General features: G+C 73.9%; 20 protein-coding genes. 11 read left to right on the forward strand and 9 right to left on the reverse strand.

Annotated features, from left to right (window positions below; all coding sequences use genetic code 11):
* Window positions 1–118 precede the first annotated feature (118 nt).
* Window positions 119–1663 (reverse strand): hypothetical protein, encoded by a 1545-nt coding sequence (locus ACGF07_RS25045; RefSeq protein WP_392902160.1) that lies wholly within the window; start codon window positions 1661–1663, stop codon window positions 119–121.
* 278 nt (window positions 1664–1941) lie between these two features.
* Between ACGF07_RS25045 and paaK the strand changes: the two genes are divergently transcribed.
* The 7 genes from paaK (at window position 1942) to ACGF07_RS25080 (ending at window position 8880) form a co-directional block, all read left to right on the forward strand.
* Complete coding sequence (paaK, locus tag ACGF07_RS25050; protein ID WP_392902162.1) at window positions 1942–3276, forward strand: phenylacetate--CoA ligase PaaK; 1335 nt, start codon at window positions 1942–1944, stop codon at window positions 3274–3276.
* Between the two features lie 420 nt (window positions 3277–3696).
* Window positions 3697–4836, forward strand: a complete 1140-nt coding sequence (locus ACGF07_RS25055) for a sugar ABC transporter substrate-binding protein (protein WP_392902164.1) — start codon at window positions 3697–3699, stop codon at window positions 4834–4836.
* 121 nt (window positions 4837–4957) lie between these two features.
* Window positions 4958–5737 carry an ATP-binding cassette domain-containing protein gene (locus ACGF07_RS25060; RefSeq protein WP_392902166.1) on the forward strand — a complete coding sequence of 260 codons (780 nt, stop codon included), beginning with the start codon at window positions 4958–4960 and terminating at the stop codon, window positions 5735–5737.
* Window positions 5738–5805: 68 nt separating this feature from the next.
* Window positions 5806–7074 carry a sugar ABC transporter permease gene (locus ACGF07_RS25065; protein WP_350746276.1) on the forward strand — a complete coding sequence of 423 codons (1269 nt, stop codon included), beginning with the start codon at window positions 5806–5808 and terminating at the stop codon, window positions 7072–7074.
* Between the two features lie 30 nt (window positions 7075–7104).
* Window positions 7105–7776 (forward strand): 50S ribosomal protein L11 methyltransferase, encoded by a 672-nt coding sequence (locus ACGF07_RS25070; protein WP_350746270.1) that lies wholly within the window; start codon window positions 7105–7107, stop codon window positions 7774–7776.
* Between the two features lie 126 nt (window positions 7777–7902).
* Window positions 7903–8187: a hypothetical protein gene (locus tag ACGF07_RS25075; RefSeq protein WP_350746273.1), complete on the forward strand. Its 285-nt coding sequence runs from the start codon at window positions 7903–7905 to the stop codon at window positions 8185–8187.
* 213 nt (window positions 8188–8400) lie between these two features.
* Window positions 8401–8880 (forward strand): GNAT family N-acetyltransferase, encoded by a 480-nt coding sequence (locus ACGF07_RS25080; RefSeq protein WP_392902229.1) that lies wholly within the window; start codon window positions 8401–8403, stop codon window positions 8878–8880.
* Between the two features lie 36 nt (window positions 8881–8916).
* Here ACGF07_RS25080 and ACGF07_RS25085 read toward each other — a convergent pair whose 3' ends face one another.
* Window positions 8917–10353, reverse strand: a complete 1437-nt coding sequence (locus ACGF07_RS25085) for an aminopeptidase P family protein (RefSeq protein ID WP_392902168.1) — start codon at window positions 10351–10353, stop codon at window positions 8917–8919.
* 463 nt (window positions 10354–10816) lie between these two features.
* Here ACGF07_RS25085 and ACGF07_RS25090 point away from each other — a divergent pair, with 463 nt between their 5' ends.
* On the forward strand, window positions 10817–11815 hold the full coding sequence (locus tag ACGF07_RS25090) for an ArsR/SmtB family transcription factor (protein ID WP_392902170.1): 999 nt from the start codon (window positions 10817–10819) through the stop codon (window positions 11813–11815).
* A 6-nt stretch (window positions 11816–11821) separates the two neighbouring features.
* Here the strand turns inward: ACGF07_RS25090 and ACGF07_RS25095 are convergent, their stop codons facing one another.
* Genes ACGF07_RS25095 through bioB form a run of 4 tightly spaced genes read right to left on the reverse strand, consistent with a single transcriptional unit; the run spans window position 11822 to window position 15627 of the window.
* Entirely contained in the window at window positions 11822–12268 is a 447-nt protein-coding gene (locus ACGF07_RS25095; protein WP_350744838.1) for a hypothetical protein, read from the reverse strand.
* 54 nt (window positions 12269–12322) lie between these two features.
* Window positions 12323–13081, reverse strand: a complete 759-nt coding sequence (gene bioD, locus ACGF07_RS25100; RefSeq protein ID WP_392902172.1) for a dethiobiotin synthase — start codon at window positions 13079–13081, stop codon at window positions 12323–12325.
* Window positions 13078–14382, reverse strand: a complete 1305-nt coding sequence (locus ACGF07_RS25105) for an adenosylmethionine--8-amino-7-oxononanoate transaminase (RefSeq protein ID WP_392902174.1) — start codon at window positions 14380–14382, stop codon at window positions 13078–13080. The genes bioD and ACGF07_RS25105 overlap by 4 nt, the downstream gene beginning before the upstream one ends.
* A gap of 18 nt (window positions 14383–14400) precedes the next feature.
* Window positions 14401–15627, reverse strand: a complete 1227-nt coding sequence (bioB, locus tag ACGF07_RS25110) for a biotin synthase BioB (RefSeq protein WP_392902176.1) — start codon at window positions 15625–15627, stop codon at window positions 14401–14403.
* Between the two features lie 247 nt (window positions 15628–15874).
* Between bioB and ACGF07_RS25115 the strand changes: the two genes are divergently transcribed.
* Window positions 15875–16732, forward strand: coding sequence for a hypothetical protein (locus ACGF07_RS25115; protein ID WP_392902178.1), 858 nt, complete (start codon window positions 15875–15877; stop codon window positions 16730–16732).
* Between the two features lie 78 nt (window positions 16733–16810).
* Here the strand turns inward: ACGF07_RS25115 and ACGF07_RS25120 are convergent, their stop codons facing one another.
* Window positions 16811–19303, reverse strand: a complete 2493-nt coding sequence (locus ACGF07_RS25120; RefSeq protein WP_392902230.1) for a DEAD/DEAH box helicase — start codon at window positions 19301–19303, stop codon at window positions 16811–16813.
* 171 nt (window positions 19304–19474) lie between these two features.
* Between ACGF07_RS25120 and ACGF07_RS25125 the strand changes: the two genes are divergently transcribed.
* A complete protein-coding gene (locus ACGF07_RS25125) occupies window positions 19475–20674 on the forward strand; it encodes an 8-amino-7-oxononanoate synthase (RefSeq protein ID WP_350744849.1) in 1200 nt (399 codons plus the stop codon).
* 60 nt (window positions 20675–20734) lie between these two features.
* Here ACGF07_RS25125 and ACGF07_RS25130 read toward each other — a convergent pair whose 3' ends face one another.
* Together ACGF07_RS25130 and ligD are read right to left on the reverse strand one after the other, a co-directional pair.
* On the reverse strand, window positions 20735–21385 hold the full coding sequence (locus ACGF07_RS25130; RefSeq protein WP_392902180.1) for a GNAT family N-acetyltransferase: 651 nt from the start codon (window positions 21383–21385) through the stop codon (window positions 20735–20737).
* Between the two features lie 198 nt (window positions 21386–21583).
* A complete protein-coding gene (ligD, locus tag ACGF07_RS25135) occupies window positions 21584–22591 on the reverse strand; it encodes a non-homologous end-joining DNA ligase (protein ID WP_392902182.1) in 1008 nt (335 codons plus the stop codon).
* A 66-nt stretch (window positions 22592–22657) separates the two neighbouring features.
* Here ligD and ACGF07_RS25140 point away from each other — a divergent pair, with 66 nt between their 5' ends.
* A complete protein-coding gene (locus tag ACGF07_RS25140) occupies window positions 22658–23719 on the forward strand; it encodes an ATP-dependent DNA ligase (protein WP_350744856.1) in 1062 nt (353 codons plus the stop codon).
* The last annotated feature ends 126 nt before the right edge of the window (window positions 23720–23845 follow it).

Consider the following 23845-nt stretch of genomic DNA (forward strand, 5'->3'; position numbering starts at 1 on the left):
CCGTCATGGCCCCTGGCCGTCCGTCGCGGCCGGGGCGTCGAACCGGCCGGGGCGTCGAACCACATAGCCGCCAACCAAGCAGCCGTCGAACCGCGCAGCCGTCGGTCCAGCCCGGCCGTCAGTCCACCCGGGCCGCGAACAGCCGCTGCCCCAGCAGCCCCATCGGGTGGCCGTCCTCCGGCAGGGTGAGCACGGTCGGGCAGCCGGCCGCGGTGAGTGCGGCCCGCCAGTGCTCGGCCGGGTGGGCGGCCGGGCCGTAGGTGTCGCCGGTGATCAGCAGGTCGAGCTGCTCGTCGGTGGGCGCGAGCAGCAGCAGCCGGCCGCCGGGTGCGAGGAGCCCGGCGAGCGCCGCGACCTCCTCCTCGGGCCCGCGGGTCGCAGTGGCGACCACGACGTCGTAACGGCCGCCGTCGGGGGTGAAGTGGTGCTCGGCGTTCGGCCGGGGACGGGCGGTCAGGGCCCGGGCGACGGTGGTCTCGGTGCCGTCGCGGTCGAGTTCGAGCACCCGCAGCGGCTCGGGCCCGCCGTGGGCTTCGGCGGTGCCGCGGACCAGTGCGCCGACGGCGGCACCGAGGTAGCCGCGGGAGGCGGCCCAGCGCACGGGTGGGGTGGCGGGGCGGGGCGCCTCCTCGCCGGTGATCAGCCGGGGCAGTCGCAGCGCGGCCCGTCGGGTCCGGTCCAGACCGGCGGCCGGGCCGAGGCCGTCGGCCCAGGCCTCGACGGCCGGGCGCCAGACGTCCCGGACGTCGGCGGTGGTGAGTTCGGGCGCGCCGTGGAAGAGCGGGCCCTGGGCTCCGCCGTCCTGGTGGGTGATCAGGCCGTGCCGGGCGAGGGCGGCCAGCCAGCGGCCGACCCGGGGGCGCTGGGCGGGGACGACCATGGCGGTGGCGAGGATCTCGGGCTCGGAGCGGCCGGGGCCGGGGCCGATGAGCACACCAACCTGCTGGAGGGCGTGCAGCAGCGTGGTGAGCACGGCCCGGTCGAGGTGGGCGCCGAAGGCGGTGACCTGGTCCGCGGTGACGCCGATGCTGTGCTTCCAGGCGGCGGCGGTGGCGGCCTGCGCGTCGGCGCGCAGCCGGCGGTCGGCGGCCTCGGCCTGGCTGTGCGGGGCGCGCACGTGGGCGAGGACGGCGCCGAGTGCCTCGATGGCGGCGTACACGTCGTCCTGGCGGGGCTCGGGGCCGACGTGCAGGACCAGCCGCAGCGCGCGGAGGTCGTGGTCGGCGAGGCCGGGTTGCCGGCTGAGCCGCCAGAGCAGGGCGGAGGGCAGGCTGAGGTGGGTGGTGCGGTTGGCGGCGAGGGCGGCGAGGAGTTCGTCGGCGGGCTGGTCGGGGTCGGCGCAGTGCACGGTGCCGCCGGCCAGCAGGGTGGCCAGGGCGAGTTCCAGGGCGAGGTCGGTGCCGGGGTGCAGCACGGTGTGCCGGACCGGCGGCGGGCCGAGGACGCCCGCCCAGTGCCGCAGCCGCTGTTCGGCGGCCCGGGCGGCGGAGGGCGGCAGCGCGGCGTGCTCGGCGACGCGTTCGGCGAGGGCCCGGGGCAGGCCGCCCGGCGGGGAGACGCCGAGCAGCAGGCCCATGCCGCTGACCGTGCGCCCGCCGGCGACGACGGCGGGCCGGTCGCCGAGTTCGCGCAGCGCGCTGACCAGCGCGGGGGTCGAGGCCAAGGTGATCACTCCGGGGTGCGGGGGAGAAGCCGCACTACTGAACCACGCGTCCGGGCGGGAAGCGGCGGTCCATGGGTCAAACTTCCGTAATGATTTTCATATTTGCCAGCCAAGCGGGCGGAGCGAGGGGCGTCGCGAGGACCTCGGAACCGGACCCTCCGGAAGCCCGGTGCGATCTCTTGACAGCGAGTGCGGCTGCTGGATTACTTGGCCTTGGCGCGCCCTGACCGAACGATCGGTCGGGCTCGCTCGATCGGCCGACCTGCGAAGGAGCGACGATGACCGGCAGCGCACCCGAACCGCGCCGACGCCTGGGGGAGCCGATCGAGCCCGCACTCCTGGACGCCGGAGAGCGGATGGGCGTCGACGAACTGCGCGCCCACCAGCTCGACCGGCTCCGGGCCACCCTGCGGCACGCCTACGACAACGTCGAGCTCTACCGCCGCAAGTTCGACGCGGCGGGCGTGCGCCCCGAGGACTGCCGCAGCCTGGACGACCTCGCCCGCTTCCCCTTCACCACCAAGGCCGACCTGCGCGAGGGCTACCCCTTCGGCATGTTCGCCGTCCCGATGGAACGGGTCCGCCGGATCCACGCCTCCAGCGGCACCACCGGACGCCCGACCGTGGTCGGCTACACCGAGAACGACCTGTCCATGTGGGCCGACGTCGTCGCCCGCTCGATCCGCGCGGCCGGCGGCCGCCCCGGCCACAAGGTGCACGTCGCCTACGGGTACGGGCTGTTCACCGGAGGCCTCGGCGCGCACTACGGCGCCGAGCGGGCCGGCTGCACCGTCATCCCGGCCTCCGGCGGCATGACCGCCCGACAGGTCCAGCTGATCCAGGACTTCCGGCCCGAGATCATCATGGTCACCCCCTCCTACCTGCTGACCCTGCTGGACGAGTTCGAGAAGCAGGGCGTCGACCCGCGCGCCAGCTCGGTGAGGGTCGGCATCTTCGGCGCCGAGCCCTGGACGGAGGAGATGCGGCGCGAGATCGAGGACCGGCTCGATCTGCACGCCGTCGACATCTACGGACTCTCCGAGGTGGTGGGCCCCGGCATCGCCCAGGAGTGCGTGGAGACCAAGGACGGGCTGCACATCTGGGAGGACCACTTCTACCCGGAGGTGGTCGACCCGTTCACCGACCGGGTGCTGCCGGACGGCGAGGGCGGCGAACTGGTCTTCACCTCGCTGACCAAGGAGGCCCTGCCGGTCATCCGCTACCGGACCCGCGACCTGAGCCGGCTGCTGCCCGGCACCGCCCGGCCGTCCTTCCGGCGGATGGAGAAGGTCACCGGCCGCAGTGACGACATGATCATCCTGCGCGGGGTGAACCTCTTCCCGACCCAGATCGAGGAGATCCTGCTGCGCACCCCGGGCGTCGCCCCGCACTTCCAGCTGCGGCTGACCCGGCAGGGGCGGCTGGACCACCTCACGGTGTGCGTCGAGGCGCGCCCGGAGGCGCCCGCCGGGCAGCGGGAGGCGGCGCGGGAGGCGATCGTCCGGGCGGTGAAGGACGGGGTGGGGGTGACGGTCGCGGCCGAGGTGGTGGAGCCCTACACGCTGGAGCGCTCGGTCGGGAAGATCAAGCGGGTGATCGACGAGCGGCGGTAGTCCGCGGAGGCACGGCGACGGGCGGGGCGCCGAACGGGAGGCCCGGCGGCGCCGAGCCCGAGGGTTCGGAGCAGGCGGTCCCGACCGGCGGGTGGACCCGACCGACCCAACCGGCGGCTCGAGCCAACGCTCCGAACCGGCGGCCCGAGGAGCGACCGTCCCAACCGGCGGCCCGACGCGACCGTCAGACCCGGCAGGCCGAGAAACGACCGCCCGAACCGACGGCTCGAACCGACGGGCCGTCGGAGGCGCACGGCTGTCCGGGGGGTGATGCCGTACGCCTCCGACGTCTACAGAAATGTAGACGGTCACCCGGTGGGGCGTCCAGCCGCGCCCGTTCGGCGCATCCGGATCGTGGTCCGGCCCGGAGTTTCCCAGACTCTGTGGAGAGGGGGTGGACTCAACCGGAGAGGCATCCTCATGAGCAACGGGCTTCGCCGCGTCCTCGCGGTGGCGGCAGTGGTTTCCCTCGGCCTCGGCGCGGCGTCCTGCGGCAGCGCCAAGCAGTCGTCCTCCAGCGGCGGTTCGTCGGGCGGTGCGAGCGCCGGGGGCGGCGGGAGCGCGAGCGGCACGGTCGCCGTGGGGGCCGTCCGGATCGGCCTGCTCCTCCCGGAGAGCAAGACCACCCGCTACGAGCAGTTCGACCGGCCGCTGATCGAGCAGCGGATCAAGCAGCTGGCCCCGGACGCCCAGATCGACTACTACAACGCCAACCAGGACGCGACCCTCCAGCAGACCCAGGTGGACACCGCCCTCACCAAGGGCGACAAGGTGCTGATCCTGGACGCGGTGGACGCCAAGTCGATCCAGTCCTCCGTCCAGAAGGCCCACGCCGCGGGCGTCAAGGTCGTCGCCTACGACCGCCTGGCCCAGGGGCCGGCCGACGCCTACGTCTCCTTCGACAACCACAAGGTCGGCGAACTCCAGGGGCAGGCCCTGGTGGCCGCGGTGGGCGACAAGGCCAACGCCGGTCAGATCTTCATGATCAACGGCTCGCCCACCGACCCCAACGCGGCCGACTTCAAGGCCGGTGCGCACAGCGCGATCGACGGCAAGCTGAAGGTCGGCAAGGAGTACGACACCCCGCAGTGGGACCCGAACACGGCCAACCAGGAGGCCGCCGCCGCGATCACCGCGATCGGCGGGAGCAACGTCGTCGGCGCCTACTCCGCCAACGACGGCATGGCCGCCGGTGTCGCCACCGCCCTGAAGGCGTCCGGCCTGAGCGTCCCGCTGACCGGCCAGGACGCCCAGCTCGACGGCATCCAGCGGATCGTGGCCGGCACCCAGACCATGACGATCTACAAGCCGTTCAAGCCGGAGACCGACGCCGCCGCCCAGATGGCCGTCGCGCTGGCCGCCGGCAAGCCGCTCGGCAACCTCGCCCCGACGTCCGTGACCAACGGCAGCGGCAACAAGGTGCCGGCCGACCTGATCACCCCGATCGTCGTCAACAAGGACAACATCAAGACCACCGTGGTCCAGGACGGCCTCTACACCGTCGAGCAGATCTGCACGCCGGACTACGCCGCCGCCTGCAAGACCGCCGGCCTCCAGTAGACGGGTCCGGCGATTCGCGCCGCGCGACCGGCGGGAATCGCCGACCACCGCTGGTCCGACGGCACCCCGAGACGAGTGGCCCCGCCTCCACGACGGAGGCGGGGCAAGGGAGTTGGTCACTGTGGCAGGTGAGACCGTACTGGCCCTGCGCGGGGTCTCCAAACGGTTCGGCGCCGTCCAGGCGCTCACCGGCATCGAACTGGAGGTGCACGCCGGCGAGGTGCTGGCCCTGGTCGGCGACAACGGCGCCGGGAAGTCCACCCTGGTCAAGTCCATCGCCGGGGTGCACCAGCCCGACGAGGGCGTCATCGAGTGGCAGGGACGGCCGGTGACCATCCACCGCCCGCAGGACGCCCAGCAGTTGGGCATCGCCACCGTCTACCAGGACCTCGCGCTGTGCGACAACCTCGACGTGGTCGGAAACCTCTTCCTCGGCCGCGAGATCCGGCGCTTCGGCGTCCTCGACGAGGTCGCGATGGAGAAGCGCTCCCGGACGCTCCTGGACACCCTCTCCATCCGCATCCCCAGCGTGCGCATCCCGGTCGCCTCGCTCTCCGGCGGCCAGCGCCAGGTCGTCGCGATCGCCCGTGCGCTGATCGGCTCGCCCAAGGTCGTGATGCTGGACGAGCCGACCGCCGCCCTGGGCGTCGAGCAGACCGCCCAGGTGCTCGACCTGGTCGAGCGGCTGCGCGAGCAGGACCACGGCGTGATCCTCATCAGCCACAACATGGCGGACGTGATGGCCGTCGCGGACACCGTCGCGGTGCTGCGCCTCGGCCGCAACAACGGTGTCTTCGACAAGCGCTACACCAACCAGGAAGAGATCATCTCGGCCATCACCGGCGCCACGGACAACGCCGTGACCCGCCGCAAGGCCCGTGGCCAGGAGGGTTCCCAGTGAGCGAGAACTTCCCCGGGGGCGCTCCCGGCGGTGAACCCGGGCGCCACCACCACCTGCCCGAGGAGAGCATGCCCGCGGGCGGGGTCAACGCGCCCGTGCCGGTGGCCCCGGAGGCCACACCCGCCGTCGACCCGCGGCTGATCGTGCGCCAGGAGGGCGTCAAGGGCTACCTGGGCGAGTTCCGGCGCCGGATGAGCAGCGGCGAACTGGGCTCACTGCCCGTGGTGCTGGCCCTGATCGTGATCTGGGCCGTGTTCGGCAGCCTCAACAGCAGCTTCCTGTCCGCCCAGAACCTCTCCAACCTGTCCCAGCAGATCGTCGGCACCGGCATGATCGCGATCGGCGTGGTCTTCGTGCTGCTGCTCGGCGAGATCGACCTCTCGGTGGGTTCGGTCAGCGGTCTGTGCGCGGCGATCTACGCCGTCCTCAACGTGACCAACGGCGTCAACCAGTGGGTGGCGCTGATCACCGCGATCGCCGGCGGTGCGATCGTCGGTGCCATCCACGGCATCTTCTTCGCGAAGGTCGGCGTCCCGGCGTTCGTGGTCACCCTGGCCGGCAACCTCGGCTGGAACGGCCTGATGCTCCAGGTGCTCGGCGCCAGCGGCACCGTCAACCTGTCCGGTACGGACATCGTCTCCAGGCTCTACAGCACCATCTACGGCCAGCAGGCCGCCGCCTACGGCACCGCGCTGGTCGGCGTGCTGCTGTTCCTGGGCGCCTCACTGATCGACGCCCGCCGGCGCCGGGCCGCGGGCGTGCCGTACCGACCGGTCACCGACATCGTGCTGCGCACCGTGCTGCTGGCGATCATCGCCTTCCTGGCCGCCTACACGCTCAACCAGTACAAGGGACTGCCGCTCGCCCTCCTGATCTTCCTCATCTTCATCGTGGTGCTGGACTGGGTGCTGCGCCGCACCGCCTACGGGCGGCAGGTGTTCGCGCTCGGCGGCAACATCGAGGGCGCCCGCCGGGCCGGCATCAACGTGGCCTGGATCCGGATCAGCGTCTTCACCATCTGCTCCACCATGGCGGCCATCGGCGGCCTCTTCCTGGCCGCCCAGATCCAGTCCGCCAGCCAGACCTCCGGCGGCGGCAACCTGCTGATGAACGCCATCGCGGCGGCCGTCATCGGCGGCACCAGCCTGTTCGGCGGGCGCGGCAAGACCTGGTCGGCGCTGCTCGGCGCGCTGGTGATCGGCTCGATCCAGTCCGGGATGAACATCGAGGGCCTGAGCAACGCCATCCAGTTCATGATCACCGGTGCGGTGCTGCTGGCCGCCGTCGTGGTCGACTCCCTCGCCCGCCGCACCCAGAAGGCCGCCGGCCGGGCGTGAGGCCCGCCGCGCCGGCCCTATGCTGCGGGCATGCCGATCGAGCTGCGAACCCCTCAGGCGGACGCCGACCTCGCCCTGATCCGGCGGGAGACCGAGCTGAAGCCCGTCCCCTTCGTGCCGGAGATCCGGCTGCACATGGCGCCGGATGCGATCGCCCTGTGGGAGACCACCGAGCGCGAGCGCGGTCGGGCCGGACTGCCGCCGCCGTTCTGGGCCTTCGCCTGGGCCGGCGGGGTGGCGGTCGCGCGACACGTGCTCGACCACCCCGAACTGGTCGCCGGGCGGGCCGTCCTGGACGTCGCCGCCGGGTCCGGACTGGTCGGGGTGGCCGCCGCGCTGAGCGGCGCCGCCACCGTCCGGGCGGCCGAGATCGACGCCTACGCGGTGACCGCGATCGGACTGAACGCGGAGGCCAACGGCGTCCGGGTGGACGGTGCGCTGGTGGACCTGGTGGACGGCGACGGCGCACCAGCCGAGGTGGTGCTCGCCGGGGACGTGTTCTACGAACGGGCCATGGCCGCCCGCTTCCTGCCGTTCCTGGAGCGGGCCGCGGCCCGCGGGGCCACCGTGATCGTCGGTGATCCGGGGCGGGCCTACCTGCCGAGGGACCGGTTCACGGCCGTCGCGGCGTACCGGGTGCCGGTGGTGGCGGACCTGGAGGACACCGCGGTCAAGACCACCACGGTGTGGCGGCTCGGCTGACGGGTGTGCGACCGGTCGGGCCGCAGCGGGGGCACGGGGCGATGCGGGACCGTGTCATGATGGTTACTGACTGGTAATCGGTTGATGTCCAGTCAGTGAACCATGTACCACCGTAAGGAGTCACCCATGCGTCGACGCATGTCCGCCCTCGTCCTGACCGCCGCCCTGGCAGGCGGCGCCCTGGCGACGGCCGCCCAGGTCGCCTCCGCCCAGCCGGCGGCCGCCGCCTCGATCAAGGTCGACCTCAGGGAGATGCGCCAGCAGGTCGCCGAGCTGCGCCAGAAGGCCGACCGGCTGGACCGCGCGGGCCAGCGGGACGCGGCGCGCAAGGCCCGCGCCCAGGCCGACGCGCTGCAGCGCCGGATCGAGCAGATCGAGAAGACCGAGCAGGACACCAGCCACCACATCTGATCACCGCTGGGTCCGGCGGTCGCCGGCTTCGGCGACCGCCGGACGATCGGCACCGCCCGCCCCGGCCGACCGGGGCGGGCGGCGCCGTCGGTCCGCTGCTCGATCGAGGCCGCCGGTCCGCTGCTGGATCGCAGCCGCCGGCCGTCAGCCAGCGGGTCGACAGGCCGACGGGGCCGACGGGTCGACGAGCCGGCGAGCCGTCCAGGACCCGGAATTCCCGGCGCGTCGGCCGAAGCTGCTGCTAGACAGGCCCGCATGACCGACAGGATCGTGCTCCGCACCGCCACCGCCGACGACATTCCCGCCCTGCTCGACCTCTGGGCCCGCGCGGCCAAGGGCGCCAGCATCACCGACGACGAGGCGGGGGTGGCGGCGCTGCTCGCCCGGGACCCGGACTGCCTGATCGTCGCCACCACCGCCGACGACCCGGCCACCCCGGTCGGAACAGTGATCGCCGGCTGGGACGGCTGGCGCTGCCACCTGTACCGCCTCGCCGTCGCCCCCGACCACCGCCGCCGGGGCATCGGCGCCGCGCTGCTGGCGGCCGCCGAGGAGCGCTTCACCGCGCTCGGCGGCCGCCGGGCCGACGCCATGGTGCTGGACGACAACGCCCCCGGCCACCGCACCTGGCAGGCGGCCGGCTACCGGCCCGAACCGCAGTGGAGCCGCTGGGTCAAGCCGCTGCCGGCCTGATCCCGGGGGCGCCGCACCGGGGTCCGTCCGCCCTCGTCAGCCGCGCAGCCGGGCCAGCCAGGCCTCGACCTCGTCGGAGCGGCGGGGCAGGGCCGCCGAGAGGTTCTCATGGCCGTCCTCGGTGACCAGGATGTCGTCCTCGATCCGCACCCCGATGCCCCGGTACTCCTCCGGCACCGTCAGGTCGTTGGGCTGGAAGTAGAGCCCCGGCTCGACGGTGAGCACCATGCCCGGCAGCAGCTGCCCGTCGACGTGCTCCTCGGTGCGGGAGTGGGCGCAGTCGTGGACGTCGATGCCGAGCATGTGGCCGGTGCCCGCCAGGGTGAAGCGGCGGTGCAGGCCCAGCTCGTACACCTTGTCGGCGGTCAGGTCGCCGAACAGGCCCCAGGCGGTGAGGTGTTCGGCGAGCTCGCGCTGCGCGGCACGGTGGAAGTCGCGGAAGTCGGCGCCGGGCCGCACCGCCGCGATGCCCGCCTCCTGGGCCGCGTACACCGCGTCGTAGACCTTGCGCTGCAGGTCGGTGAAGCGGCCGGAGACCGGCAGGGTGCGGGTCACGTCCGCGGTGTACAGCTCCCTGGTCTCCACGCCCGCGTCGAGCAGCAGCAGGTCGCCCGGCTCGGCCCGGCCGTCGTTGCGCACCCAGTGCAGGGTGGTGGCGTGCGGACCGGCCGCGGCGATGGTGCCGTAGCCGACGTCGTTGCCCTCCAGCCGGGCCCGGACGAAGAAGGTGCCCTCGATCAGCCGCTCCGGCGTCGCGGCGTCCGAGCCGAGGACGCGCACCACGTCCTCGAAGCCGCGCGCCGTCGCGTCGCAGGCGAAGCGCAGCTCGGCGATCTCGAACTCGTCCTTCACCAGTCGCATTCCGGACAGGAAGACCTGGAAGTCCGCGTCCCTCCCGGCATCCGCCCGGCCCTCGAGGGCCGCCTCCACCCCGGCGTCGTGCCCCCGCAGCACCCGCACCGGGCCGGCGGCCGCCGCCAGGTCGGCGCGCACCGTGCGCACGTCCCGGCAGGGCAGGCCGAGCAGCCGCTCGCTCTCGGTGAGGCTGTTGCGGCGGCCGTCCCACAGCTCGCCGTGGGTGTCCAGCCAGAACTCGCCGTTGTCGGTCCGCGAGCGGTCCCGCAGGTACACCACGGCGCGGTGGCCGCTCTCCCCGGTCGGCTCCAACACCAGGACGCCGTCCTGGGACTGGTCGCCGGTCAGGTAGACGTAGTCGGAGGACGGGCGGAACGGGTAGTCGGTGTCGTTGGCCCGCACCTTGGGGTTGCCGGACGGCACCACCAGCAGCTCGCCGGGGAAGGCGGCGGACAGCGCGGCGCGGCGGCGCGCGGTGTGCGCGGCCTGCCGTATCGGCTGCAGGTCGAGGCGCTCGGTGTCGGCCCAGCCCTGCTTCATGCTCTCGGCCAGTTCCTCGGTGACCCCGCGGGTCAGGCCGTTCTTGCGGTACTTGATGGGCTCGTTGGGCTCGGACATGGCCGTCTCTCCTGGTGGCTGGTGGAAACGTGGCTGGTGAAGGCGAGGAGCTTCGCTACGCTGACGCGCCGGGTGCGTAACAAGCGTTTTGCACCGTATACCGAACGGTGTCGGGAGAGAAGGGGTCGAGCGTGAACGACTCCGGGGATCCGCTCGGGGCGTTTCCGCCGCCGATCCGCCGCGGGCGCCGCGGCGGCGGTCGCGGCCGGGGAGGGCGTACGGCGCCGGGCTGGTCCCGGGGCGGTACGCCGCAGGCGCCGCGCTTGCGGGCCGCCGGACTCCTGGTCGGGGATCGTGCTCCGGCCCCCACTCCCCTCGTGGTGGGGGCCGGAGCGAGTCTCCGCCGTGCCGGCCAGAGAGAGCATGCCAAGCGCCGCGGCGGGGCGGCCATGCATTAGCCTCAGGGCCTAATAGTCAAGAACGTGCCAGGTCAAGGCGGTTGTGGGGATAGGGAGGAAGACTTGTGATCGCGCTGAGGTTCGGGGTCGCGGATCTTGCGAACACCCGCTTCGTGATCTCGCCGCTCGACCACCTGCTGGCCGGCTCGGCCCGGTCGGGGGTGCACCAGGGCAACGGGTCGCGCAGCGAGCGCTGGTGGCGGGACGTCCGCCGCCACGTGCCCGACCGGGCCCGGCGCTTCCTCGACGTGGTCAACGCGAGCCCGATCGGAGTTCCGGACTTCATGGTGGCGGACCTCGACTCCGTCCGCCGGCAGCTGAACGACGAGCTCGACGCGCTCCTCTCCGTCTCGCAGCAGGCCGTCGAGGAGAACGTCGCGATGTTCGGCAGCGGGAACGAACTCCCCACCGCGCTGGCCCGGTTGCGCGATGACGGCGCCCGGGGCCTGCGCGAGGTCAGCGACGGCGCCTGGGCCCTGTTCCGGTCCTGCCTCGCCTCGGACTGGCCCGACATCCGGCGCGCCCTGGAGGCCGACATCGCCGTCCGCGCCCGCACCGCCGCCCGCTCGGGGATCGGCACGATGCTCAACACGCTCCACCCGAAGGCGGTCTGGCGGGACGAAGGAGTCCTGGAGTGCACCCTCGGCGAACTGGAGGGCTCCTTCGACCTGGGCGGCCGGGGCCTGGAGCTGCGGCCCAACTACTTCGTCCAGCGGAGCATCAGCCTGCTGGCAGAACCAGGCCGCCAGAGCCTCCTGCTGCACCCCCTCGGCGCCCCGACCGCCGAGCCCCCGAGCCGGGCCCCGATCGCCGACGGCCTCGCCGCCGCCCTCGGCCCCGCCCGGGCCCGGGTCCTGCGCACCATCGCCGGCAGCTCCTGCTCCACCACCGAACTCGCCCAGCGGCTCGGCATCACCCCGCCGTCCGCCTCCGCGCACGCCGCCGCCCTGCGCGCCGCCGGGCTGATCACCACCCGCCGCCAGGGCAAGCAGGTGCGGCACGCCCTCAGCGAGGTCGGGCACGACCTGCTGCTCGACAACCCGGTCGCCGCGCGGGCCGGGTAGCCCGCCTCAGTTGTCGTTGAGGGCGTAGCTGCGGAAGGTGGCCAGGAGGGGGAGGACCTCGGTCTTGCTGGGGTCCTCGGTGACGGCGCGCATGGCGTCGATCACGGTGTGGGCGATGACCTTGGTGACCCTGAGGTCGTCCGGGGCGGCGACCGTGCCCCAGGCCTTGAGGGTCTGGGTGAGCAGGGCGCTCATCCGGGCGCCGATGTTGGCGCTGACGGCGTCCGACAGTTCGGCGATCTCCTCGTCGCTCATGCTGGACCGCAGGCCGAAGGCCAGGGCCATCAGCGTGTCCATCGCGTGCTCGCCGTACGCGGCGACCAGCTCCGGCAGCGCTCGCTCACGGGCGGTGCCCGCCGCAAGGGCGGACAGCGCCTCGTCGTCGTCCTTCCACGCCGCCTCCAGGGCGGCCAGGGCCCGCAGGGCCTCGTCCACGGTCAGCCCGTCTGTCATGGAGGCAACGGTATTGAGCCGGTGCCCGCGCCGTGCGCCGTTCCGGCCCGGGCTTCACACCATCGAGCGAAGCCGGGGCGGATCCGGCCGGTGGACGTGTGCGAAGTGCTCCGCGTCCCAGCTGCCGCCGAGCTCGGGGGCGAGCGAGGCGGCCGCGAGGGCGGCGAAGTCCTCGGCGGCGCCCGCGCGTTCGGGCAGGGCGCCGAGCAGCGGGGCGCCGGCCGAGCGCGGGAGGTCGGCGAGGTTGCAGCGCTCGGCGAGGCCGGGGGCGGCGGGCCAGGAGCCGATGACCACGCCGGCGAGGGGGAGTTCGCGGGCGGCGAGGGCCTCGGCGGTGAGCGCGACGATGTTGAGGGTGCCGAGTCCGGCGGACGCGATGAGCAGCACCTCGGCGGGCAGTCCGGCGTCGAGCACGGCCCGGGCCTGGTCGGCGAGGGTGCGGCCCTCGTCGTCGTAGCGGACCAGCAGGCCGCCCGCCCCCTCGACCAGGACCAGGTCGTGGGTGGCGGCGAGCCCGGCGACCTCGGCCACCACCTCGGCCGGGGACAGGTACGGCATCGCGGCCCGCCGGGCGGCCGTGTCGGGGGCCAGCGGCTCCGGGTAGCGGACCAGCTCGCGGACCGTCAGCTCCCCTGCCAGGCGCCGCACTTCGGCGGCGTCGCCGGGCTCGCCCGGCGCCACGCCGGTCTGCCCGGGCTTGAGGACGGCGACCTTCAGGCCGCCCCGCAGGGCCGCCGAGGCGAGCGCCGCGGTCGCGACGGTCTTGCCGACGTCGGTGTTGGTGCCGGTCACGAACAGGATGCGCGCGCTCATCCGGCCACCGCCGCGGCGGTCACTGCGGCAGCGATCCGTGCCACGTCCTCGTCCTCCGTCACATAGGGGGGCATCGTGTAGAGCAGGTCCCGGAAGGGCCGCAGCCAGACGCCTTCGCGCGCCGCCGCCTCGGTGGCGGCCGCGACGTCCACCGGGTGGTCCAACTGCACCACGCCGATGGCCCCCTGGACGCGGACGTCCAGGACGCCCGGCACCTCGGCGGCTGCCGCCAGGCCCTCCCGCAGGCCCGCCTCGACCCGCTTGACCCGGACCTCCCAGTCCTGCCCGAGCAGCAGGTCCAGCGAGGCGTTGGCGGCCGCGCAGGCCAGCGGGTTGCCCATGAACGTGGGCCCGTGGGCGAGGACGGGCATCTCGCCGCGGCTGATGCCGTCGGCGACCTCGGCGGTGCACAGGGTGGCGGCGAGGGTGAGGTAGCCGCCGGTGAGGGCCTTGCCCAGGCACATCACGTCCGGGGAGACGCCGGCGTGGTCGGCGGCGAACAGGGCGCCGCTGCGGCCGAAGCCGGTGGCGATCTCGTCGAAGACCAGCAGCACGCCGTGGCGGTCGCAGAGTTCGCGCAGCATGCGCAGGTACGCGGGGGAGTGGAACCGCATCCCGCCGGCGCCCTGGACCACCGGCTCGACGATGACGGCCGCCAGCTCGTCGGCGTGGCGGGCCATCAGCTCCTCGAACCGCGCGGCGTACCCGGGGTCGAGCGGGGCGTCGAAGCCGGCCGGCGGCTGCGGTGCGAAGAGCTGCCCGGGCAGCACTCCGCCCCACAGGTGGTGCATCCCGCCGTCCGGGTCGCAGACCGACATCGGGTGGAAGGTGTCGCCGTGGTAGCCGCCGCGCCAGGTGAGCAGGCGGCGCTTGGCCGGGCGGCCGGTCGACTGCCAGTACTGCAGGCACATCTTGATCGCGACCTCGACGGAGACCGAGCCCGAGTCGGCGAGGAAGACGTGCCGCAGCGGCTCCGGGGTGATCTCGACCAGTTTCGCCGCCAGCCGGACGGCGGGCTCGTGGGTGAGCCCGCCGAACATCACGTGGCTCATCCGTCCCAGCTGCTCGCGCACCGCCTCGTCCAGGACCGGGTGCCGGTAGCCGTGGATCGCCGCCCACCAGGACGACATCCCGTCGACCAGCTCGCGCCGGCCGCCCGCGACCGGCTCGGCCAGGCGCAGCCGGACGCCGGAGGCGGACTCGACCACGTACGGGGTGGCGGTGCCGGGCATCGGCCCGTACGGGTGCCAGACGTGGGCCCGGTCCAGTGCGAGCAGCGTGTCCGTGGACAGCTGGGACATGGTGGGATCTCTCCGGGGTCAGGCGTTGGGGGCGAGTTCGGTGCCGGCGCCGCGGCGGCGGACCTTGACCAGGTCGCTGCGCAGCTCGTCGGCCGCGCCCTCGGCGGTGGGGGCCTGCGCGGCGGGTGCCGCCTCGGCCTCCGGGGTGTGGGCGTGCCCGCCGCACGGTCCGCAGCCGCCGCCGCTGCCGCAGGCCGAGGCCGCGGTGCCGCAGGAGCCGGCGGCGGCCGCCGCGACGTCGGCGCGGTGGCGGGGCAGGGTGGCCTCGCCGGCGCCCTCGACCTCGAAGCCGGCGTCCTTGATCATGTCGAGGTCGGCCTGTCCGGCCTGGCCCTCGCTGGTCAGGTAGTCGCCCAGGAAGATGGAGTTGGCGATGTGCAGGCCGAGCGGCTGCATCGAGCGCAGGTGGACCTCGCGCCCGCCGGCGATCCGCACCTCCGTGTCCGGGTTGACGAAGCGGACCATCGCCAGGATGCGCAGGCAGCGCTGCGGGGTGAGGTTCCACTCCTTGGCCAGCGGGGTGCCCTCGAAGGGGATGAGGAAGTTGACGGGGACGGAGTCCGAGCCCAGCTCGCGCAGCGCGAAGACGACGTCGACCAGGTCCTCGTCGCTCTCGCCCATGCCGGCGATCAGGCCGGAGCAGGCGGACAGCCCGGCGCCGTGGGCCTTCTGCACGGTGTCCACCCGGTCCGCGTAGGTGTGGGTGGTGGTGATGTCGCCGTAGGTGCCCTCGGAGGTGTTGAGGTTGTGGTTGTAGGCGTCGGCGCCGGCCGCCTTGAGCCGCTCGGCCTGGTTGTCGGAGAGCAGGCCGAGGCAGACGCAGATCTCGACCTGGGGGTCGGCCTCCTTGATGGCGGCCATGGTGTCGGTGACCCGGTCGATGTCACGGTCCGTCGGCCCGCGCCCGCTGGCGACCAGGCAGACCCGCTTGGCACCGCCGGCCACCCCGGCGCGGGCGGCGTCCGCGGCCTGGTCGGGCTTGAGCCAGGTGTACTTGAGGATCTCGGCCTTGGACCCCAGCCGCTGGGAGCAGTAGGAGCAGTCCTCCGGACAGAGGCCGCTCTTGAGGTTCACCAGGTAGTTGAGCTTGACCCGGCGGCCGAACCAGCGGCGGCGCACCTTGCCGGCCGCGGCGACCACGTCGAGCAGCTCGTCGTCGGTGGTGGCGAGGACGGCCAGTGCCTCCTCGCGGGTCGGGATTTCGCCGCGCAGGCCCTTGGCGGTGAGGGTATCGAGCAGATCCATGGGCCGATCCTGCCTGCTGCCGCTCGAATGGCGCCAGAGCAAACCCACCAGAAGATCCCCGGAAGGATGTGCCGATTGCCACAGTGTCGTAGCTCACGGCGTCGAGGCTGGTCACGAGCTTGACGGCGGCCGGAGGCTGAGGTTACCGCAGAGTAGGGAAGGCGGCGGCGAGCCCCGGCCCGAAGGAAGATCGACAACCGCGGACCCCGTGATCCGGGCCACCGGCCAAGTGCTTAGAATCTGCGCCATGACCACGCAGGGGGAGCGCACCCCGACTCCGGGAGAGGGCCAGGACGGCCGGGCAGGACAGCGGACCGGCGTGGGCGCCGGTCCGGCGGGGGCGACTGCGGCCGCGGTGGCGGAGCGCAGGCGCGGCCGGCGGCTGACCGGCCGTCGCGCGGTCGGCTGGGTCGTCATGGTCGGCGTGGTCGCGGCCGGCGGATGGATCATCACCCGCCCGATGCCCGGCGACTACATACCCGGCCTCGGCCCGTCCAGCAAGGACGCGGCCAGGACGCCCCCGGTGGTGGGCCCGCCGCCGCCGTCCACCGACCCCGAGGGCCTCAACGCCGACAACCTCTTCCCCGCCCAGCGGCCGCTGGAGGCCGCCGGGTACAAGGCCCGGCGCAACGGCATCCGGCAGGGCGAGAACTGCGCCGAGGTCCTCCAGGACCGCACCCAGGAACTGTTCCGGGAGAGCGGCTGCCAGGCCTACCTGACCGTCAGCTTCACCGGTGTCGACCGCCCGGTGCTCAGCAGCGTCACCCTGCTGCGCTTCGCCGACCAGGCCTCCGCCGCCAAGGCCGCCGACGCCCTGCGCGCCAAGCCCGGTGCCGTCGCCTTCATCCTCGCCGACGCCTCCGCCGCGCCCGCGCCGTCCGCCTCCGCCAAGGCCCCCGGCGAGGCGCGGGTCGAGGCGGTCGGCCACTACGTGACCGTCACCAGCTCGCGGGCCGCCGACGGCCGCCCGGGCCCCGCCGGCACGGGCGCCGCGACCGCCCCCGTCCCCGCGCCGACCGCGTCCGGGGCCGGCGGGGAGCAGAACCTGGACGAGGTCACCCGCGCCCTCTCCAACGCGGTCGGCCAGCCCTTCATGTGGATGTGACCGGCGGCCGCCGGGCGGACCCGGCGGACGGACGGGGGCCCGGCAACCGCCGGGCCAGCTCCCGCCTCTGACGGGCAGTCAGCCGCCGAGCCGGTCCACCGCCGTGACCCGCAGGACCGCCCGGCCCTCCTCGTCCGAGCCGTACAGGTCGACCTCCGCGCTGATGCCCCAGTCGTGGTCGCCCTCCGGGTCGTCGAAGATCTGCCGGACCTTCCAGGCGGAGTCCTCCTCCTCGATGATCAGCATCTTGGGGCCGCGCGCGTCCGGGCCGGTGCCGAGGTCGTCGTACTCCTCCCAGTACCCGTCCATGGCGTCCGCCCAGCGGTCCGCGTCCCAGCCGTACTCGCCGTCCAGCTCGCCGAGTTCCTCGTAGTGCTCCAGCGCGCACAGCTCGACCCGGCGGAACATCTCGTTGCGCACCAGCACCCGGAAGGCGCGGGCGTTCGCCGTGACCGGCGCCGGCTTGTCGTCCAGCGTGACCTCGGGCGCGGCCGGGCCGGTCGGGTTGGCCAGCTGCTCCCACTCGTCCAGCAGGCTGGAGTCGACCTGGCGGACCAGCTCGCCGAGCCAGGCGATGACGTCCTTGAGGTCGTCCGTCTTCACGTCCTCGGGGACGGTCTGCTCCAGCGCCTTGTACGCGCCGGCCAGGTAGCGCAGCACGATGCCCTCGGTGCGCGCCAGCTCGTAGAAGCCCACGTAGTCCGAGAAGGTCATCGCCCGCTCGTACAGGTCGCGGACCACCGACTTCGGCTGGAGCTGGTGGTCGCCGATCCACGGGTGCGCCCGGCGGTACACGTCGTAGGCGTGGGTGAGCAGTTCCTCCAGCGGCTTCGGGTAGGTGATCTCCTGGAGCCGCTCCATCCGCTCCTCGTACTCGACGCCGTCCCGCTTCATCTCGCCGACGGCCTCGCCGCGGGCCTTGTTCTGCTGCGCGGCGAGGATTTGGCGCGGGTCGTCGAGGGTCGCCTCGACCACCGAGATGACGTCCAGCGCGAAGGACGGCGAGGTCGGGTCGAGCAGGTCGAAGGCGGCCAGCGCGAAGGTGGACAGCGGCTGGTTGAGCGCGAAGTTCTCCTGGAGGTCCAGGGTGAGCCGGACGATCCGGCCCTCGGAGTCCGGCTCCGGCAGGCGCTCCACCACGCCGCCCTCCAGCAGCGACCGGTAGATGGCGATCGCGGTGCGGATGTGGCGGCGCTGCGCGGCCCGGTCCTCGTGGTTGTCGGTGAGCAGCTTGCGCATCGCCTCGAAGGCGTTCCCCGGGCGGCCGATCACCGACAGCAGCATCGCGTGGCTCACCTTGAACCGGGAGACCAGCGGCTCCGGATCGGCGGCGATCAGCTTCTCGAAGGTCTCCTCGGTCCAGCCGACGAAGCCCTCCGGGGCCTTCTTCCGGACGACCTTGCGCTTCTTCTTCGGGTCGTCCCCGGCCTTGGCGATCGCCCTGTCGTTCTCGATCACGTGCTCCGGCGCCTGCGCCACCACCTGGCCGACGGTGTCGAAGCCGGCCCGGCCGGCCCGCCCGGCGATCTGGTGGAACTCGCGGGCACGCAGGATGCGCACGCGCTGCCCGTCGTACTTCGACAGCGCGGTGAACAGCACCGTGCGGATCGGCACGTTGACGCCGACGCCGAGCGTGTCGGTGCCGCAGATCACCTTCAACAGGCCCGCCTGGGCGAGGCGTTCGACCAGCCGGCGGTACTTCGGCAGCATCCCCGCGTGGTGCACGCCGATGCCGTGGCGCACGTAACGGGACAGGTTGCGGCCGAACTTGGTGGTGAAGCGGAAGTTGCCGATCAGCTCGGCGATGGCGTCCTTCTCCGCCTTCGAGCACATGTTGATGCTCATCAGCGACTGCGCCCGCTCCACCGCCTCCTTCTGGGTGAAGTGCACCACGTAGACCGGCGCCTGGCCGGTCTGCAGCAGCTCCTCCAGGGTGTCGTGCATGGTGGTGCGGCGGTACTCGTAGAACAGCGGCACCGGCCGGGTCGCGTTGCGCACCACGGTGGTCGGGCGCCCGGTGCGGCGGGTCAGGTCCTCCTCGAAGCGGCGGACGTCGCCGAGGGTCGCCGACATCAGCAGGAACTGCGCCTGCGGCAGCTCCAGCAGCGGGATCTGCCAGGCCCAGCCGCGGTCCGGCTCCGCGTAGAAGTGGAACTCGTCCATGACCACCTGGCCGATGTCCGCCCGCGCGCCGTCCCGCAGCGCGATCTGGGCCAGCACCTCGGCCGTGCAGCAGATGATCGGCGCGGTCGGGTTCACGCTGGCGTCCCCGGTCATCATGCCGACCTGCTCGGTGCCGAACATCTTCACCAGGTCGAAGAACTTCTCCGAGACCAGCGCCTTGATCGGGGCGGTGTAGAAGGTCCGCTGGCCCTCGGCCAGCGCCGCGAAGTGCGCGCCCGCCGCCACCAGGCTCTTGCCCGAGCCGGTCGGCGTCGCCAGGATCACGTTGTTCCCGGACACCAGCTCGATCAGCGCCTCCTCCTGAGCCGGGTACAGCGTGATCCCACGCTCCTCCGCCCAGGCTGCGAACGTCTCGTACAGCGCGTCGGGCGTGGCGGGCTTCGGCATCAGCTCAAGGAGGGTCACCCGGCTATCTTGCCTGCTCGCCGCACCGCCGGGCAAAGCCTCGGACCGGCCGCCGGCGCCGCCGGCGTTGTCACGACCGGCCAGCCGACCGCGCCGATCATGTGCCGAGTGGCACATTGCCCGCCGTTCCCGGGGCGTGCCAGAGTGCCGGGCATGACCCTCCCCCTCATGCCCGAACCGCCCGCCGCCGACCTCGCCCCGGCACAGGTCTTCGACTGGCTGGACGAGGCCGCCGCGCTGCGCGCCGACGCCGGGCTGACCCGCACCCTGCGCAGCAGGGCGGCCGAGGACGGGGTGCTGGACCTCGCCGGGAACGACTACCTGGGGCTCACCCGGCACCCGGTCGTGACCCGGGCGGCGGCGGAGGCCGCCCTGCGGTGGGGCGGGGGATCGACGGGCTCGCGGCTGGTGACGGGGACGACCGCGCTGCACACCGAACTCGAGGAGGAGCTCGCCGAGTTCTGCGGAGTCGAGGCGGCGCTGGTGTTCTCCTCCGGCTACACCGCCAACCTGGCCGCGCTCACCGCGCTCACCGACCCGGACACGCTCATCGTGTCGGACGCCTACAACCACGCCTCGCTGATCGACGGCTGCCGCCTCTCCCGATCCGACGTCCACCGGGCCCCGCACAGCGATCCGGCGGCCGTCGCCGAGGTGCTGGCCGCACGGACGCAGCGGCGGGCGCTCACCGTCACGGACTCGGTGTTCTCGGTGGACGGCGACGCCGCGCCGCTGCCCGAGCTGTCCCGGGCCGTCCGCGCCCACGGCGCCGCACTGCTGGTCGACGACGCGCACGGGCTGGGCGTCCTCGGCCCCGGCGGCCGGGGCGCGCTGGCCGCTGCCGGGCTCGCCGGCGCACCCGACACCGTCGCCACCGTCACCCTCTCCAAGTCGCTCGGCGCCCAGGGCGGCGCCGTCCTCGGCCCGCGCCGGGTGATCCGGCACCTCACCGAGACCGCCCGGACCTTCATCTTCGACACCGGCCTCGCCCCCGCCGCCGCCGGCGCCGCCCTCGCCGCCCTGCGCCTGCTGCGCGCCGAGCCGCAGCGCGCCGACCGCACCCGCGAGGTCGCCCTCACCCTCGCCGCCCGGCTCACCGCACTCGGGCTCCGCGCCTCCGAGCCGGACGCCGCCGTGGTCTCCGTCCGCGCCCCGGGCCCGGACTCCGCCGTCGCCTGGGCCGCCGACTGCCGCCGCGCCGGCCTCGCCGTCGGCTGCTTCCGCCCCCCGTCCGTCCCGGACGGCATCAGCAGGCTCCGCCTGACGGCCCGCGGCGACCTGACGGACAGCCAGATCGCGGACGCCGCCCGGACCATCGCGGACCTCGCCCCGCCGGGCGCGCGCGGCGAATAACCTCTCGGCGACAGGTGGCCTGCCAGGGCACGATGACCGGCCGGATGACCCTCTCGGCCCCTACGGCTGCCCCGGTACCAGCAGCGCCTCCGCGCCGACCGGGCGGTAGCCGGCGGCCTGGAAGGCGCGGACGCTGGGGGCGTTGCCGGGGGCCTGCTGGGCCCAGACGGCGCTGCCCTCGGGGAGGAGGTGGCGGGCCGCGGTGGCGAGGGCGCGGCCGAGGCCGCGGGTCCGGGCGTCGGGGTCGACCTCGACGGCGCACTCCCAGCGGCCGGCCACGCCGCGGCCGAGGATCAGCACGCCGCCGTCGGTGGTGAAGACCCGGACGTCCTCGCGGTAGCGCAGCGCCCGGGCCACCCGCGGGTGCGAGCGGTCCCGGACCTCGGCCAGCGGCAGGGGCGGCTCGCCCGGGAGGCGGTCGGCGACCGTCAGCAGGTCGATGTTGTTGACGGTGCGGCCGGTGAGTGCGGCGAAGGCGGTGAGGAAGGGCGGGCAGAGCGGCGCGGACAGCGGGTCGCCGGGCACGGCGGCGAGCGTCTCGTGCACCCAGGCCGGGTCCTCGTCGGTGAAGACCACGGCGTGGGCGGCGAAGGACACCACCCCGGCCTCGCGCGGCGACGGCTGCGGCACCACCGTCACCGAGCCGTCCGCCGGCGGGAACAACCCACCCGCCGCGTCCGCCAGGATCTCCGCCAGCCCCCGCACGCCCATCCGCGCCTCCGTCCGCGCCCGTCCGTCGAGGGCGCCAGCCTACGTCGCCCGGTGGAGGGGCAGGTACGCGCGGTGGGACGGGCAGGAACGCGCGGTGGACGAGCGGGTAGGCGCGGTGACGAGCGGATGGCGCCGGAGCGGCGGCCGCCGGAGGCGTGGGCCCGGGCAGCGCCGGCACCGGGTACGCCCCGCCGGGCGTCACTTCCTGCGGGCCCGGCTGGGCTGGACGCGGGTGGGCTCGCCCTCGGCCTTGGGGTGGTCGGGCGGGTAGGGGAGTTCGCCGAGGCCCTCGTCGCGCAGCTGCTTGGCGTAGAGCTCCAGCACCGCGTCCAGCCGGAACGCGTGCTGCTCCATCTCCGCGTTGAGGTCCCCGAGTTCGGCGAAGCGGGCGGGGACGGTGCGCAGGTCGAAGTCCTCGGGGGAGGCGTCGTCCAGTTCCTCCCAGCGCAGCGGGGTGGAGGCGGTGGCGCGGGGGCGGGCGCGCAGGGAGTAGGCGGAGGCGATGGTGCGGTCGCGGGCCATCTGGTTGTAGTCGACGAAGATCCGCTCGCCGCGTTCCTCCTTCCACCAGGCCGTGGTGACCGCCCCGGGCATCCGCTGTTCCAGCACCCGGCCGAGGGCGATCACCGCGTGCCGTCCGTCGGTGAAGGTCCACTCGGGTGCCAGCGGGACGTAGACGTGCAGGCCGCGCCCGCCGGAGGACTTGGGCCAGCCGCGCAGCCCGTACTCCTCCAGCAGTCCGCGCAGTTCATGGGCGGCGCGGACGGCGTCGCGGAAGTCGGTGCCCGGCTGCGGGTCGAGGTCGATCCGCAGTTCGTCCACGTGGTCGGTGTCGGTGCGCCGCACCGGCCACGGGTGGAAGGTGAGGCAGCCCAGGTTGGCCGCCCACAGCACGGCGGCCGGCTCGGTGGGGCAGATCTCGTCGGCGGAGCGGCCGCTGGGGAAGTTGATCCGGGCGGTGGGCAGCCACTCCGGCAGGCCCTTGGGCGCGCGTTTCTGGTAGAAGAACTCGCCGTCGACGCCCTCGGGGAAGCGCTGGAGCGTGGTCGGCCGGTCCCGCAGGCCGCGCAGCACCCCGTCGGCGACGGCCAGGTAGTACTGGGCGACGTCGAGCTTGGTGAAGCCGCGCTCGGGGTAGTACACCTTGTCCGGGTTCGACAGCCGGACGGTCCGCCCGGCGACTTCCAGTTCCACGGCTGAGCCCATGTGTCACACGCTAAGCGCGCCGCGCCCGGCGCGCGCCCCGGGGCGAACCGGGCGAGGATCGGACGCATGGACCTGCCCGTGATGCCGCCGGTGGCGCCGATGCTCGCCAAGTCGGTGGCCGAGATCCCGTCGGGGATGCAGTACGAGGCCAAGTGGGACGGCTTTCGCACCATCGTGTTCCGCGACGGTGCCGAGGTCGAGCTCGGCAGTCGTACCGGCAAGCCGCTGACCAGGTACTTTCCCGAGTTGGTCGAGGCGTTCCGGCGGGAGCTGCCGCCCCGCTGCGTGCTGGACGGCGAGGTGGTGATCGCCCGGGACGGGCGGCTGCGCTTCGAGGAGCTGTTGGAGCGGATCCACCCGGCGGCGAGCCGGGTGAAGCTGCTCGCCGAGCAGACCCCGGCCTCCTTCGTGGCCTTCGACCTGCTCGCCCTGGGTGACGACTCCCTGGTGGACGAGCCCCTGTCGGTGCGCCGTCCGGCCCTGGAGGCGGCGCTCGCCGGCGCGGGCGACCCGGTGTTCACCGCGCCCGCCTCCACCGACCGCGAGGTCGCCCGGTCCTGGTTCGCCGAGTACGAGGGCGCCGGGCTGGACGGGGTGGTGGCCAAGCCGCTGGACCAGCCGTACCGGCCGGGGGAGCGGACGATGTTCAAGGTCAAGCACGAGCGCACCGCCGACTGCGTGGTGGCCGGCTACCGCGAGCACAAGAGCGGCCCGGTGGTCGGCTCGCTGCTGCTCGGCATCTTCGACGACGGTGGGAGGCTCCAGCACGTCGGCGTCTGCGCGGCCTTCTCGATGGCCCGCCGCCGCGAACTGGCCGAGGAACTCGCCCCGCTGCGCATGGACGACCTGTCCGCCCACCCCTGGGCGGCCTGGGCGGAGGAGGCCGCGCACGCCGAGGGCCGGCTGCCGGGCGCGGTCAGCCGCTGGACCGGCGGGAAGGACCTGTCCTGGATCGCGCTGCGCCCCGAGCGGGTGGTCGAGGTCGCGTACGACCACATGGAGGGCACCCGCTTCCGGCACACCGCGCAGTTCCGCCGCTGGCGGCCGGACCGCACGCCGGAGAGCTGCACCTACGCGCAGCTGGAGGAGCCGGTCTCGTACGACCTCCGCGAGGTGCTCGGCAGCTGATCCGCGCGCCTCGGCGAGGTGGCCGGAATCCGACCGCGGGGGGGGGGGGGGGGCGGGGGGGGGGGGGGGGGGGGGGGCGGGGGGGGGGGGGGGGGGGGGGGGGGGGGGGGGGGGGGGGGGCGCCCG

Source organism: Kitasatospora sp. NPDC048194, assembly GCF_043202455.1.
Lineage (GTDB): Bacteria > Actinomycetota > Actinomycetes > Streptomycetales > Streptomycetaceae > Kitasatospora.

Coding starts and splice junctions, on each gene's coding strand:
- paaK (WP_392902162.1), top strand. CDS start 1,942: ATGACCGGCAGCGCACCCGAACCGCGCCGACGCCTGGGGGAGCCGATC.
- ACGF07_RS25055 (WP_392902164.1), top strand. CDS start 3,697: ATGAGCAACGGGCTTCGCCGCGTCCTCGCGGTGGCGGCAGTGGTTTCC.
- ACGF07_RS25065 (WP_350746276.1), top strand. CDS start 5,806: ATGCCCGCGGGCGGGGTCAACGCGCCCGTGCCGGTGGCCCCGGAGGCC.
- ACGF07_RS25070 (WP_350746270.1), top strand. CDS start 7,105: ATGCCGATCGAGCTGCGAACCCCTCAGGCGGACGCCGACCTCGCCCTG.
- ACGF07_RS25075 (WP_350746273.1), top strand. CDS start 7,903: ATGCGTCGACGCATGTCCGCCCTCGTCCTGACCGCCGCCCTGGCAGGC.
- ACGF07_RS25085 (WP_392902168.1), bottom strand. CDS start 10,353: ATGTCCGAGCCCAACGAGCCCATCAAGTACCGCAAGAACGGCCTGACC.
- ACGF07_RS25095 (WP_350744838.1), bottom strand. CDS start 12,268: ATGACAGACGGGCTGACCGTGGACGAGGCCCTGCGGGCCCTGGCCGCC.
- bioD (WP_392902172.1), bottom strand. CDS start 13,081: ATGAGCGCGCGCATCCTGTTCGTGACCGGCACCAACACCGACGTCGGC.
- ACGF07_RS25105 (WP_392902174.1), bottom strand. CDS start 14,382: ATGTCCCAGCTGTCCACGGACACGCTGCTCGCACTGGACCGGGCCCAC.
- bioB (WP_392902176.1), bottom strand. CDS start 15,627: ATGGATCTGCTCGATACCCTCACCGCCAAGGGCCTGCGCGGCGAAATC.
- ACGF07_RS25115 (WP_392902178.1), top strand. CDS start 15,875: ATGACCACGCAGGGGGAGCGCACCCCGACTCCGGGAGAGGGCCAGGAC.
- ACGF07_RS25120 (WP_392902230.1), bottom strand. CDS start 19,303: ATGCCGAAGCCCGCCACGCCCGACGCGCTGTACGAGACGTTCGCAGCC.
- ACGF07_RS25125 (WP_350744849.1), top strand. CDS start 19,475: ATGACCCTCCCCCTCATGCCCGAACCGCCCGCCGCCGACCTCGCCCCG.
- ACGF07_RS25130 (WP_392902180.1), bottom strand. CDS start 21,385: ATGGGCGTGCGGGGGCTGGCGGAGATCCTGGCGGACGCGGCGGGTGGG.
- ligD (WP_392902182.1), bottom strand. CDS start 22,591: ATGGGCTCAGCCGTGGAACTGGAAGTCGCCGGGCGGACCGTCCGGCTG.
- ACGF07_RS25140 (WP_350744856.1), top strand. CDS start 22,658: ATGGACCTGCCCGTGATGCCGCCGGTGGCGCCGATGCTCGCCAAGTCG.